This window comes from Bradyrhizobium sp. BLXBL-03 (assembly GCF_051853015.1).
GTDB lineage: Bacteria > Pseudomonadota > Alphaproteobacteria > Rhizobiales > Xanthobacteraceae > Bradyrhizobium > Bradyrhizobium manausense.
The window spans coordinates 5,993,296-6,006,272 of the sequence record NZ_CP182470.1 but is presented as its reverse complement, the minus strand read 5'-3'; the positions used below and the strand labels follow the sequence as shown (position 1 = coordinate 6,006,272).

Below are 12,977 nucleotides of genomic sequence, written 5' to 3'. Positions count from 1 at the left end.
GGAGGATTTTGCGTAAGGCTCTTCCGGAGCAGGAGTGCGGCGGGCATGGGAAATGCCGGGGTGTGCAGGCCGAGTGGCCTGCCGGGACAGATCGTGCTGGTGCTGCAAGGCGGCGGCGCGCTCGGCGCCTATCAGGCGGGTGTCTACCAGGCCCTGCATGAGGCGGGCATCGAGCCGGACTGGGTGATCGGCACCTCGATCGGCGCCATCAATGCCAGCCTGATTGCCGGCAATGCGCCGGAAGTCAGGCTCGCGCGCCTGAAGGAATTCTGGAAGCGGATGGAGCAGAAGCCGGTCTGGCCTCTACCAACAGGCGTTGCCGGCTTCGATGACGCGCTTGCCTATTGGTCGACAGTTGCCCACGGCATTGCCGGCTTCTTCCAGCCCAATCCGCTGGCGCATGCCGGCGAGTGCTTTCCGCTCGGCGCCGATCGCGCCGGCTATTATTCGACAGCGCCGCTGGAACGCACGCTGGCCGAGCTCGTCGATTTCGGCCGCGCCAATTGCGGCGCACCGCGCCTCACGGTTGGTGCTGCGCATGTCGGCAGCAGCCAGATGCGCTATTTCGACACGCGCGACTGTGAGCTGACCGTGAAGCACGTGATGGCCTCGGGCGCGCTGCCGCCGGCCTTCCCGGCGGTGCGTATTGACGGCGAGCTTTATTGGGATGGCGGCATTCTTTCGAACTCGCCGACGGAAGCCGTGTTCGACGACAATCCGCGCCGGGATTCGCTGATCTTCTCCGTGCATCTGTGGAATCCCGTCGGCGCCGAACCGACGACGATGAGAGAGGTCCTGACCCGGCACAAGGACGTGCAATATTCCAGCCGGATCACGAGCCAGATCGAGCGCCAGCAACAGGCCCATCGCCTGCGCCACGTCATCAACCAGCTTGCGGCGCGATTGCCCGAGGGCGAGCGCGATGATCCCGCGGTGAGGGAGTTGATCGCCTACGGCTGCTCGACGCGCATGCATGTCGTGCGGCTGCTGGCGCCGCAGCTCGCGCGCGAGACCCATACCAAGGACATCGACTTCAGCCCGTCCGGCATCAAGCAGCGTTGGGACGCCGGCTATGCGCATACAAGGTCGGTGTTGGCGCGCACGCCGTGGATCGGCGAGTTCGATCCGTTGTCGGGCGTCGTGCTGCACGACCATATCGACGAGATGCCGCTGGCAGCGGAGTAGCGGTCCGCTTCATCGAATTGCCACAGGCCTTGTGGATCGTCAGACGTCCGGGAATCGAAAGGTCCAGCATTGGTATCCGAGAATGATCTGGAATCCGCTCTCGACAGGGTCCGCGTCGACGCGGCGGGACCCGTGGCGGGTGTGTTCGGCCCGGACTCGATGACCTGGCGGATCGACCGCGAAGCCGCCGTCTTTCTTGGTGCCGGCCGCGCGCTGCTGCTTCAGCTCGCCCATCCCTGGGTGGCGGCCGCCATTGCCGAGCACTCGACGACCCTTGTCGATCCGGTCGGCCGCTTTCACCGCACCTTCGACGTCGTCTTTGCCATGGTGTTCGGCTCGCTCGACCGGGCGCTGCTGTCGGCCCGGCAACTGCACCGGCGCCACACCATGATCGTCGGCGAGATGCCCGAGACCGTCGGCCCGTTCGCGGCCGGGTCGCGCTACTGCGCCAACGACATCGCGTCGCTGCGCTGGGTTCATGCGACGCTGGTCGGGTCGGCGCTGATGGCGCATGACCTGATCCTGCCTCCGCTCATGGTCGAGGAGCGCGAGCGCTACTGGGCCGAGAGCCGGACCTATGGCGCGCTGTTCGGACTGACTGATGATGATCTGCCGGCGGACTGGGCTGGCTTTGCGGCTTATACGGCGAAGATGATGCAATCGGAGACGTTGACCGTCAGTCCGGCCGCGCGCGAGATCGCCGCGCAGATCCTTGGTGGCGCGCGGCCCTGGTTGCGGCCGCCGCGCTGGTATCGGGCGCTCACCGCAAAGATGCTACCGGAGCGGCTCCGCGCCGGCTTCGGGCTTGCGATTGACGAGCGGGACGCAAGGTCTGCCGACACAGCGCTGCGCTGGATCCGGCGCATCTATCCGAAACTGCCCGACAGGCTGCGCTATGCCAGCCCTTACCACGAAGCGCAGGCGCGCCTGCGCGGCGAGCCGCAGCCCGACTGGCTGACACGTGGTCTCAACAGGCTTTGGATCGGCCGGCCGCAGATGGATGTGCGCGGGAAGGGGTGAAAGCGCCCGCTCGTGCCACACGCGCGCCGTCATTGCGAGGAGCTCTTGCGACGAAGCAATCCAGACCGCTTCCGCGGAGACAGTCTGGATTGCTTCGCTCCGCTCGCAATGATGGAGGATGAGGAGACGCCCCCAGCCTCACGCTACCGCCAGCTTCCTGTACAGCTTGCTGTAGCTTCCCGCCGAGATGCTCCACGAGAACGACCGGCCCATGGCGCTGCGGCGCATGGTGTCGAGCTGGTCCTGGGCCATGAACGCCTCGAAGGCGCGGCGGACGCCGCCAAGGAAGGATTCGTGCGAGGGGCGCGAGAACAGGAAGCCGGTCTCGCCGTCGGTGATGGTCTCGGCAAGGCCACCGGTCTGGTGGCCGATCGGCAGCGAGCCGAAGCGCTGGGCGTACATCTGGCTGAGACCGCACGGCTCGAACCGTGACGGCATCAGGGTGAAATCGCTGCCGGCGAAGATGCGCCTGGCCTGCGCCTCGTTGAAGCCGATGGCAACGCCGATGGCATCGGGGCGGCGGCGATGCGCGTTGATCAGCGCCTGCTCCAGCGCGGGCTCACCGGAGCCGGTGACCACGATCTGTCCGCCGGCGTCGATGATCTCGTCGGCGGCCGACAGCACGAGGTCGATGCCCTTCTGGTGCACGAGGCGCGCGACGATGCCGAACATCGGTCCGCGCGAGACCGCGAGGCCAAACTGCTTGCGCACGTAGTCCGCATTGGCTTTCTTGCCGACCCAGTCGCCGGCGCCGAATTGCTGGGCGAGCTGGGCGCAGGAGCGCGGGTCCCAGCTCTCGTCGATGCCGTTGAGGATGCCGGTGAGCTCGGACGCGTCGGAGCGGACGCGCAGCAGGCCTTCGAGGCCGCAGCCGAATTCCTCCGTGGTGATCTCGCGCGCATAGGTGCCGCTGACGGTGGTGAGGTGCGAGGCGTAGACCAGGCCTGCCTTGAGGAAGGAGAGCTGGTCGTAGAACTCGACGCCGTCGATGTGGAAGGAGCTTTCGGGGATGCCGATTCGCCGCAGCGACTCCTTTGGAAACAGACCCTGATAGGCGAGGTTGTGGATGGTCAGGATCGACGGCAGCTTGGCGCCTTGCCAGGCGAGGTAGGCCGGTACGAGCGCGGCCTGCCAGTCATTGGCATGGATCAGGTCTGCTGCCCAATTCTTGTCCAGCTTGCCCATGGCAAGCTCAGCGGCAGCCGAAGCAAAGCGCGCGAAGCGGATGTCGTTGTCGGGCCAGTCGCGCCCGGACTCGTCACCGTAAGGGTTGCCGGGACGATCGTAGAGTTGCGAGCACAGCAGCACATAAACCGGCATTCCGTCCTTGGTCGCGGCCCGTCCAAGCGAGCAGGCCGGCATCTCCGCAAATGCCGGGCAGCGTCCAACGACCTGAATATGCGTGAGTTGCTCGATGATGTCGCGATAGCCGGGCAGCATGATCCGGATATCGGCGAAGGGGCGGAGCGCTCTTGGGAGGGCCGCGGAAACGGCACCAAGTCCGCCGACGCGGACGAAGTCGTCCATCTCTGTCGTAACGAATAAGACCCTCAAGAACGGCTGCCCTCTTCCGATCCCGATTGCTGCTATGCAAGATCGGGTCCAGTTGCCTCTCGATATTCTCGGCCCCCCCGTGAGACGCACCGGCTCGGTAAAGACTTTCCTACTCGGCCGCCGCCATCTAGGGTCGGCGCACCAACAAGAGAGAACAACGATAGTTCCAAATGGACTTAGGGACTCGGCGAGGGCGCGGCACGGATGCAATTAGCAGATAAGCACGAAGCGACGACGACAAAGGCCTTCGCCGGTCTCAGGGTGCTGGATTTTTCGACCACGATCGCCGGACCCCATTGCGCGCGGATGCTGGCCGACATGGGCGCCGAGGTCATCAAGATCGAGACCGACGAGGGCGAGACGATGCGGACGCGGCCGCCGCTGCGCAAGGGCTTCAGCACCGTGTTCGGGCAGCTCAATGTCGGCAAGAAGAGCGTGGTGCTCGACCTCAAGTCCGAGGACGGTCGGGAGGCGGTGCGGCGTCTGGTCGCGACCGCGGACATCCTGGTCGAGAATTTTCGCCCGGGCGTGATGCCCCGGTTGCGGCTCGACTACGACAGCCTCCGCCCGGTCAATCCCAGGCTGATCTACTGCTCGATCTCGGGCTACGGCCAGACCGGTCCGTCGGCCGCGCTGCCCGCCTACGCGCCGGTGATCCATGCGGCCTCCGGCTACGACATGGCGCATCTTGCCTACCAGCCCGGTCGCAACAGGCCGGACTATTGCGGCATCTACCATGCCGATGTCGTCACCGGCACCTATGGTTTTGGTGCGATCGCCTCCGCGCTCTATCAGCGCACCGTGACGGGGCTCGGCCAGCACATCGACGTCTCCATGCTGGAGTCGATGCTCACGCTGACGGTGATCGAATTGCAGAGCTCGCAATTTGCGGTGAAGCCGCCGCCGCGGCCGATGTTCGGCCCGACTGAGACCGCCAACGGCTATGTCATGATCACTGTCGCGAGCGAGAAGACCTTTCAGGCCTTGATGGGTGTGATCGGTCGCCCCGGATGGATCTCCGATCCGCGCTTTTCGTCTTACGCCCCACGGCGCGAGCACTGGGCCGACATGATGGACGGCGTCGAGGCCTGGTCGCGGCAGCTGTCGACCGACGCCTGCCTTGTCGCCCTAGGCGCGGCCGGCGTGCCGGCCTCGGCCTATCGCACCATCAAGGAAGCCCTTGATGATCCGCAACTGGCGCACCGGCAGGCGCTTTCATCCGTGGAGGATGGCGGCGGCTCGTTCAGGGTCATCAGTCTGCCGTTCCGGATGACGGGCGCCGATACGAGGCCGGGCAAGACCATCGCTACGCTCGGAGAGCACACGCGCGAGCTACGCGGGGAGATTGGCCTCGCCGATGACGCGCCAATTCCGTCAGGCAAAACGGAAGCGATCAGCTGAGCACGTCACGCCGCATATAAGCGGCATCGAACCCCCTTCCGTTCCTCTTGCCGTGGCGAGCATTTCTCGCCAATCTCGCCCGAGTCATTCAACGATCCGAAACATCGGACGAGGGATCCCGGGAGGAACCATGACGAACATCGCTGCCGCGGCGCGCAAGCGCGCGCCGATTTTCCTTGCTACGGCATTTGCGTTCCTTCCATTGGCTGAGCCCGCGCAGGCGCAGAAGGCTGGCGGCAGCATTACCGTCGGGCTGGAGCTCGACGTTCCCGGCTTCGATCCGCTCAAGGTCGGCGTCTATGATGCGGCCGCGCTCACCCCGGCCGCCGCCATCTTCGACACGCTGACCTATCTCGACGACAAAGGCGAGCCGCAGCCCAGGCTTGCGCTGTCCTGGACCCATTCAGACGACTTCAAGACCTGGACGTTCAAGCTGCGCCCCGGCGTCAAATTCCACGATGGCACGCCGTTCAACGCCGAGGCTTACAAGGCCAATTTCGACCGGCAGAAAGATCCCGCCAACAAGTGCCGGTGCGCATTCTACATCGCTGCAGTCAACAACGTTCAGGCGCCCGACGAGCTGACGGTCGTTTACAATCTGAACGATCCTTCCGTGAATTATCCGACGCTGGTGTCCTATCCGCACCAGAACGCCGCCGTGCATTCGCCGACCGCCTGGAAGACCAGGGGCGACGACTACAACCGCAACCCCGTCGGCACCGGGCCCTACATTTTGAAGTCATGGACCGCCGGCGATCGCATGGTGCTGGAGCGGAATCCCGACTATTGGGACAAGGACAAGGTTTTTCTCGATCGCATCATCCTGAAGCCGCTGCCCGACGCGCAATCGCGCTTTGCAAGCCTGCAGTCGGGTGAAGCCGATCTCATCTGGGATGACGAATACGATCCCGACAATCTTCAGAAGGCCCAGAAGGATCCGAAGCTGACCGTGCACAGCTATACGGGCTCAGGCGCTCAGGTCTACGCATTCAATACGAAGGCACCGCCCTTCGATGACGTCCGGGTGCGGCAGGCGCTGGTGATGGCGATCGACCGCAAGAAGATGTCACAGGCGGTCACGAACGGGCTCGCCAAGCCCGCGACAAATCCGTACGGCGACGGCTCGTGGGTCAAGTGCAAGGATGACGGCGCGTTGCCGCTTGACGTCGCAAAGGCCAAGGCCCTGATCCAGGAGTATGGCAAGCCGGTCGAATTCAAGATGGTGGTCACGGCCACTCCGCGCGGCCGCATCATCGGACAGGTGTTGCAGCAATTCTGGAAGAATGTCGGTGCCAGCATGGAGCTCGACCAGGTCGACCAGGCGACCATTCCGCCGCGCGGCTTCATGCGGCAATTCCAGCTTCTCCCATGGCGCATCGTCGACCTCGCCGATCCCGATCCGCAGATGTTCGCCAACTTCCACACCGGCAGCCCGGTCGCACTGGCAAATTATTCGAATCCGGAGCTGGACAAGCTGCTCGAGCACGCGCGTGTGACCGCCGAGATCGACAAGCGCATTGACGACTATTGTGCGGCCACGCGTGTGATCAACAAGGAAGCGATCTGGTTCTGGACCTTCCAGAACACCTATTACGCGGTGTCGAGCGCCAACATCAAAGGGCTGCCCAAGATGTACAGCGGGATGATCGACGTGTCCCGCGTCTGGAAGGAATAGCCCGCGCATGGTCGGCTTCGTTGCGCGCCGCTTCCTGTACATTGTGCCGGTCCTGCTTGCCGTCTCGCTGCTCACCTTCCTGATCGCCTCGCTGCTGCCGGGCGATCTCGCCTATGTCATCCTGGGCGATCAGGCGACGCCTGAGAAGGTCGCGGCGCTGCGCCATGATATGGGGCTCGACCAGCCGCTGTGGTGGCGTTACCTGAGCTGGCTCGGTCACCTGCTTCAAGGCGATCTCGGTCGCTCGTTCCGCACCGGGCAGACGGTGCTGCAGGCGGTCAGCGAGCGCATCCCGGTCTCGCTCGAGCTGATGCTGATGGCCGAGTTCATCGGCCTCTTGATCGGCGTTCCCGTCGCCATCGCCTGTGCCGCGCGCGCGGGCGGCGCATTCGACCGCTTCATGACCGGGAGCGCCTTTGCGATGCTGTCGATGCCGTCCTTTCTGGTCGCGATCCTGCTGATCTACCTGTTCGCGGTCGAGCTGCATTGGCTGCCGGCGACCGGCTATGTGCCGTTTACCGAGGATCCGCTGGCCAATTTGCGCTTCTTCGTGCTGCCGGCCCTGACGCTGGCGCTGGCGGAATGGCCGGGGATCATGCGCGTGCTGCGCTCCGACATGATCGCAACCTTGCAGGAGGACTATATTGCGCTGGCCAAAGCCAAGGGCCTGAAGCCTTCGCGCATCCTGTTCGTCCACGCGCTGAAACCGTCGTCGTTGACGCTGGTGACGGTGACGGGCATCAATATCGGCCGCCTGCTCGGCGGCACGCTGATCGTTGAGTCCATCTTCGCACTGCCGGGCATCGGCCGGCTGCTGGTCGGCGCGATCTACACCCGCGACCTCGTCATCCTCCAGGGCGTGGTGCTGCTGGTGGCCTGCGGCTTCGTCATCGTGAATTTCATCGTCGACATGCTCTACGCCGTGCTCGATCCGAGGATCCGCCATGGCCACGCTTGAGCTGTCAATCCAGGACGAGATTGCATCCGAGCCGATCCGCCGCGGGCGCAAGCTCGGCCTGTTGTTCTGGATCGCGAGCGGCTGGCTCGCGATCATCCTGACACTGGCGATTCTGGCGCCGGTGCTGCCGCTGCAGAACCCTGTCGACATGGACATGCTGGAGCGCCGCGCCGCGTTCTCCGGCGAGCATTGGCTCGGCACCGACGGCCTTGGCCGCGACGAGCTTGCCCGTCTGATCTTTGGCGCGCGCGTGTCACTGACGGTTGGGCTGATCGCCCCGATGATCGGTCTTGGCATCGGCGGCGCGCTGGGCCTTCTCGCCGGCTATTTCCGCGGCCGGTTCGAGACACTGGTGGTCGGCAGCATGGATGTGCTTCTCGCCTTTCCGCCGCTGATCTTTGCCCTCGCGGTGACGGCCTATCTCGGCCAGTCCATTCCCAATCTGACCGTGATCCTTGGCGTGCTCGGTATTCCCGCCTTCATGCGGGTGGCGCGCGCGGCGACGCTGTCGCTGGCGCGGCGCGAGTTTGTAATTGCGGCTGAGGCGCTGGGCGCCAGCCACGCGCGCATCCTGCTGCGTGAGCTGTTGCCGAACGTGATCCTGCCGCTGCTGGCCTTCTTTTTGCTCGGCGTCGCCGTCACCATCGTGGTCGAGGGCGCGCTGTCCTTCCTCGGGCTTGGCGTGCCGCCCCCGATGGCGAGCTGGGGCAGCATGATCGGCGAGGGGCGCGACAGTCTCGACGTCGCGCCGCGGCTGGCCTTCCTGCCGGCAGCCGGGCTGTTCCTGACCGTGCTGGCCTTCAATCTCGTCGGCGACACCATGCGGGCGCTGACCGACCCGCGTCAGGGGGCGCTGTGAGTATGCCGCTCCTGACCATCGAGGATGTCGCCGTCGAGCTGCCGACGCCGCGCGGCAATTTGCGCGCGGTTGATCGCGTCGATCTGTCGCTGGAGGCGGGCCGTACGCTTGGCATCGTCGGCGAATCCGGCTGCGGCAAGACCATGCTGTCGCGCGCGGTGCTCCAGCTGCTGCCGAACAAGGCAAAACTCTCCGGGCGCGTGATGTTCGATGGCCAGGATCTGGTCCGGCTCGCGCCTGAAAGCCTGCGGCGCCTGCGCGCGCGCGAGCTCGCGGTCGTGTTCCAGGATCCCATGACCTCGCTCAATCCGGTGCTCACGATCGGTACGCAGTTGATGGAGACGATCCAGGAGCATCTCGAGCTCGATGCACCCGCGGCGCGCAAGCGCAGCATCGAGCTGCTCGCGGCCGTCGGGATTCCCGCACCGGAGCAGCGGCTGGCGCAATATCCGCATCAATGCTCCGGCGGCATGCGCCAGCGTATTGCCATTGCGATCGCGCTGTCCTGCGAGCCAAAACTGCTGATTGCGGACGAGCCGACCACGGCGCTCGACGTCACCATCCAGGCGCAAATTCTCGATCTGCTGGCACGCGAGCAGCGGCGACGCCATATGGCCATGATCATCATCACCCACGATCTCGGCGTCGTCGCCGGCCGTGCCGATGAGGTCGCGGTGATGTATGCGGGCAGGGTGGTGGAGCGCGCACCGACGCTGGCCTTGTTCAAGCGCATGCACATGCCCTACACCGAGGCACTGCTGGCGGCGATCCCGAAGCTGGAAACCGCGCCGCACACGCCGCTGCCGGCCATCTCCGGCCGCCCGCCCGATCCGACGCGACCGCTCAAGGGTTGCTCCTTCGCGCCGCGCTGCCCCTATGCGACCGGGCGTTGCCGTGAGGCCAAGCCCGAGCTGAAAAGCGCGGAGATATCGGAGCATCTCTATGCCTGCTTCCATCCGATCCAGATGACGGAGGGGGTGGGCGCATGATGCAACTGGCCGTTCGCGATCAGCCGCTCCTGAACGTTGACAATCTCGTTGTCGAATACGGTCTCGGCAACAAGATCGTGCATGCCGTCTCCGGTGTCAGCCTTCACGTCGCGCGCGGCGAGACGTTGGGGTTGGTCGGCGAATCCGGCTGCGGCAAGTCGACGCTGGGGCGCGCAGTGCTGCAATTGCGCCGTGCCAAGTCCGGCCGCGTGCTGTTCGACGGCGAAGACCTGACGGCGATGGAAGGCGAGGCGCTGCGAAAAATGCGCCGCCGCGTGCAGCTGATCTTCCAGGATCCGATCGCCTCGCTCAATCCGCGCCGGCGCATTGGCGACATCGTCGCCGAGCCGCTGATCATTGCCGGCGTCAAGGACGCCGCCGAGCGCAAACGCCGCGTGCAGGAGGTGCTCTCCGCGGTGGGGCTTGATCCCGATCTCGTGGCGAACCGCCTGCCGCATGAATTCTCAGGTGGTCAGTGCCAGCGCATCTGCATCGCGCGGGCGCTGGTGCTCAATCCGGAATTCGTCGTCTGCGACGAGCCGGTCTCGGCGCTCGACGTCTCGATCCGCGCGCAGATCCTCAATCTGCTGGAAGAGATGAAGGCGCGCTTCGGCCTGACGCTGCTGTTCATCGCGCATGATCTTGCCGTGGTCAAAGCCGTCAGCGATCGCGTCGCGGTGATGTATCTCGGCCGGCTCTGCGAGGTCGCCCCGTCGGAGCAATTGTTTGCACGACCCGTGCATCCCTACACCGCGCTGCTGCTGCAGGCGATCCCGGTGCCTGATCCGGATGTTCGTCCCGCCGAAAGCGTGGCGACCGGCGAGCCGCCATCGCCGATTGCGCCGCCATCCGGCTGCCGTTTCCGCACGCGATGCCCGCGAGCAGACCTGCGATGCAGCGCGGAGATACCGGAGCTGCGCGAGGTCGCATCCGGCCAGTTCGCGGCTTGTCATCATCCGCTGGCCTGACTTAAGACCCCTGCCGGGTTTGTCTCGCCCCGCCGCCCATGGCATGGTGGCGCGACAACAAGCATGCCGGGAGGACGCCATGAAGAGTTTCAAGGTCGCCGATTTCAAGGCACCGCTGCAGGAGTTCGACGAGGCGACGCCGCAGCCCACGGGCACGCAGGTGCTGATCAAGGTGAAGGCTGCCGGGGTCTGCCACAGCGATCTCCACATCTGGGAAGGCGGCTACGATCTCGGTCACGGCCGCAAGCCGCTGTCGCTGAAAGACCGCGGCATCAATCTGCCGCTGACCATGGGCCACGAGACCGTCGGTGAAGTCCTGGCGTTCGGTCCCGATGTGAAGCCGACCGACCAGGGCGACCTCAAGCTCGGGGACGTCGGCCTGGTCTATCCCTGGATCGGTTGCGGCAAGTGTGCGACGTGCCTTGCCGGTGATGAAAACATGTGCCTGACGCCGCGCTCGCTCGGCGTCTATTGCGACGGCGGCTATTCCGACCACATGCTGGTGCCGCATCCGCGCTACCTGCTCAACCTGAAAGGGCTCGATCCCGCGACCACTGCGCCCTATGCCTGCTCGGGTGTCACCACCTACAGCGCGCTGAAGAAGGTCGAGCAGCATTTTGACACGCCGATCGTGATGTTCGGCGCCGGCGGCCTCGGGTTGATGGCGCTGTCGCTGCTCAAGGCGATGGGCGGCAAGGGCGCGATCATGGTCGACATCGATGCCAGGAAGCGCGAGGCCGCGGAGAAGGCCGGCGCGCTCGCCACGGTCGATCCCAAGGCGGGCGACGCGTTGGAGCAGCTCGCAAAGAAGGCGGGCGGTCCGATCCGCGCCGTGATCGATCTCGTCGGCAACTCTGCCACGACGCAGCTCGGCTTCGATTGCCTGACCAAGGGCGGCAAGCTCGTCATCGTCGGCCTGTTCGGTGGCGGGGCGACCTGGGCGCTGCCGCTGATTCCGATCAAGGCCGTGACGATCCAGGGCAGCTATGTCGGCAACCTGCGCGAAACGCAGGAGCTGCTCGATCTCGTGCGCGCCAAGAAGATCCCGCCGATCCCGGTGACGACGGCGCCGCTCAGCAAAGCCAACGATGCGCTGTTGCAATTGCAGCAGGGCGCGGTGGTCGGGCGCACGGTGCTGACGCCGTAGTTCGACGCTCTCTCCCCGTCATTGCGAGCGAACTGAAGCAATCCAGACTATCTCCGCAGATGTCGTTCTGGATTGCTTCGCTTCGCTCGCAATGACGACCTGGCTAATTCCCTGCCTTGAGGCCCCTTAAATGTCCGCAAACAACGCCTTCCACATTGCCGTGCTCGCCGGTGACGGCATCGGTCCCGAAGTCATGGCGCCCGCGCTCGAGGTGCTGCGCAAGATCGAGACGAGGTCAGGCTTGCGCTTCCGCTTTACCGAGGCGGCTGCCGGCGCCAACAACTATCTCGCCACCGGCAAGTCGATGCCGGACTCGACCATCAAGCTGTGCGAGGAGGCGGACGCCATCCTGCTCGGGGCCTGCGGCCTGCCGTCGGTGCGCTATCCTGATAATACCGAAATCGCGCCGCAGATCGAGCTGCGCTTCATCTTCGATCTCTACGCCGGCGTGCGTCCGGCGCGTCTCATTCCGGGCGTGCCGAGCCCGATCGTCGGTGCCGACAAGCGCGGCATCGATCTCGTCGTGATCCGCGAATCCACCGAAGGCCTGTTCGCCTCGATGGGCAAGGGCATCGTCACCCATGAGGACGCGCGCGAAACGCTGGTCATCACGCGCAAGACCTCGGAGCGGTTGTTCGAATTCTCGTTCCGCCTCGCCGAGCGGCGCAAGGCGCGCGGCAAGCCTGGCAGCCTCGCGTGCGTCGACAAGGCGAACGTGTTCAAGGCGTTTGCCTTCTTCCGCCGGATCTTTGACGAAGCCGCCCAGCGTCATCCCGATGTGAATACCGATCATCTCTATGTCGATGCCTGCTCGGCGATGCTGGTCAAGCGTCCCTGGGATTTCGACGTGATGGTGATGGAGAACATGTTCGGCGACATCGTCTCCGACATCACCGCGAGCCTGATCGGAGGTCTCGGCATGGCGCCGTCCGCCGACATTGGCGACAAATACGCCGTGTTCCAGCCGTGTCACGGCACCGCCCCTGATATCATGGGGCAGGGCAAGGCCAATCCCACCGGCATGATCCTGTCGGCCGCGATGATGCTGGACTGGCTCGCCGACAAGCACGGCCTCGAAGGCGTCGCGGAAGCCGGCGACCAAATCGAGCGGGCGGTGGACCAGGTCTATGCCGGCGGGCTCAAGCCGATGGAGTTCGGCGGCAGCAACGGCACGGCAGATATCACCAAGGCGGTGCTCGGGGCGCTGTAGCGAGCGCACTC

11 protein-coding genes are annotated in these 12,977 nt (G+C 65.1%); 10 read left to right on the top strand and 1 reads right to left on the bottom strand.

Annotation, left to right across the window (positions count from 1 at the left end; translation table 11 throughout):
* Positions 1-45: 45 nt before the first annotated feature.
* Both ACNJX9_RS28735 and ACNJX9_RS28730 read left to right on the top strand, forming a co-directional pair.
* The gene (locus ACNJX9_RS28735) at positions 46-1,185 is read left to right on the top strand and encodes a DUF3734 domain-containing protein (RefSeq protein WP_439405361.1); all 1,140 of its coding nucleotides are present in this window, start codon (positions 46-48) and stop codon (positions 1,183-1,185) included.
* Between the two features lie 69 nt (positions 1,186-1,254).
* Complete coding sequence (locus ACNJX9_RS28730) at positions 1,255-2,205, top strand: oxygenase MpaB family protein (protein WP_439405360.1); 951 nt, start codon at positions 1,255-1,257, stop codon at positions 2,203-2,205.
* A 138-nt stretch (positions 2,206-2,343) separates the two neighbouring features.
* On the opposite strand, the gene glgA is transcribed toward ACNJX9_RS28730, so the two are convergent.
* Complete coding sequence (glgA, locus tag ACNJX9_RS28725; protein WP_057753370.1) at positions 2,344-3,759, bottom strand: glycogen synthase GlgA; 1,416 nt, start codon at positions 3,757-3,759, stop codon at positions 2,344-2,346.
* A gap of 204 nt (positions 3,760-3,963) precedes the next feature.
* Here glgA and ACNJX9_RS28720 point away from each other — a divergent pair, with 204 nt between their 5' ends.
* From ACNJX9_RS28720 to ACNJX9_RS28685, 8 genes are all read left to right on the top strand, one after another.
* A complete protein-coding gene (locus ACNJX9_RS28720; RefSeq protein WP_439405359.1) occupies positions 3,964-5,160 on the top strand; it encodes a CaiB/BaiF CoA transferase family protein in 1,197 nt (398 codons plus the stop codon).
* Positions 5,161-5,290: 130 nt separating this feature from the next.
* Positions 5,291-6,835: an ABC transporter substrate-binding protein gene (locus ACNJX9_RS28715; RefSeq protein WP_439405357.1), complete on the top strand. Its 1,545-nt coding sequence runs from the start codon at positions 5,291-5,293 to the stop codon at positions 6,833-6,835.
* A gap of 7 nt (positions 6,836-6,842) precedes the next feature.
* Positions 6,843-7,793 (top strand): ABC transporter permease, encoded by a 951-nt coding sequence (locus tag ACNJX9_RS28710; protein WP_439405356.1) that lies wholly within the window; start codon positions 6,843-6,845, stop codon positions 7,791-7,793.
* Positions 7,780-8,652, top strand: a complete 873-nt coding sequence (locus tag ACNJX9_RS28705; protein WP_439405355.1) for an ABC transporter permease — start codon at positions 7,780-7,782, stop codon at positions 8,650-8,652. Before ACNJX9_RS28710 ends, ACNJX9_RS28705 begins: the two co-directional genes overlap by 14 nt.
* A complete protein-coding gene (locus ACNJX9_RS28700; RefSeq protein WP_439405354.1) occupies positions 8,649-9,641 on the top strand; it encodes an ABC transporter ATP-binding protein in 993 nt (330 codons plus the stop codon). Before ACNJX9_RS28705 ends, ACNJX9_RS28700 begins: the two co-directional genes overlap by 4 nt.
* Positions 9,638-10,609, top strand: a complete 972-nt coding sequence (locus ACNJX9_RS28695; RefSeq protein ID WP_439405353.1) for an ABC transporter ATP-binding protein — start codon at positions 9,638-9,640, stop codon at positions 10,607-10,609. Before ACNJX9_RS28700 ends, ACNJX9_RS28695 begins: the two co-directional genes overlap by 4 nt.
* Before the next feature lie 79 nt (positions 10,610-10,688).
* A complete protein-coding gene (locus ACNJX9_RS28690) occupies positions 10,689-11,756 on the top strand; it encodes an alcohol dehydrogenase (protein ID WP_057753356.1) in 1,068 nt (355 codons plus the stop codon).
* A gap of 130 nt (positions 11,757-11,886) precedes the next feature.
* Positions 11,887-12,966 carry an isocitrate/isopropylmalate dehydrogenase family protein gene (locus tag ACNJX9_RS28685; protein WP_057753354.1) on the top strand — a complete coding sequence of 360 codons (1,080 nt, stop codon included), beginning with the start codon at positions 11,887-11,889 and terminating at the stop codon, positions 12,964-12,966.
* Positions 12,967-12,977 lie beyond the last annotated feature (11 nt).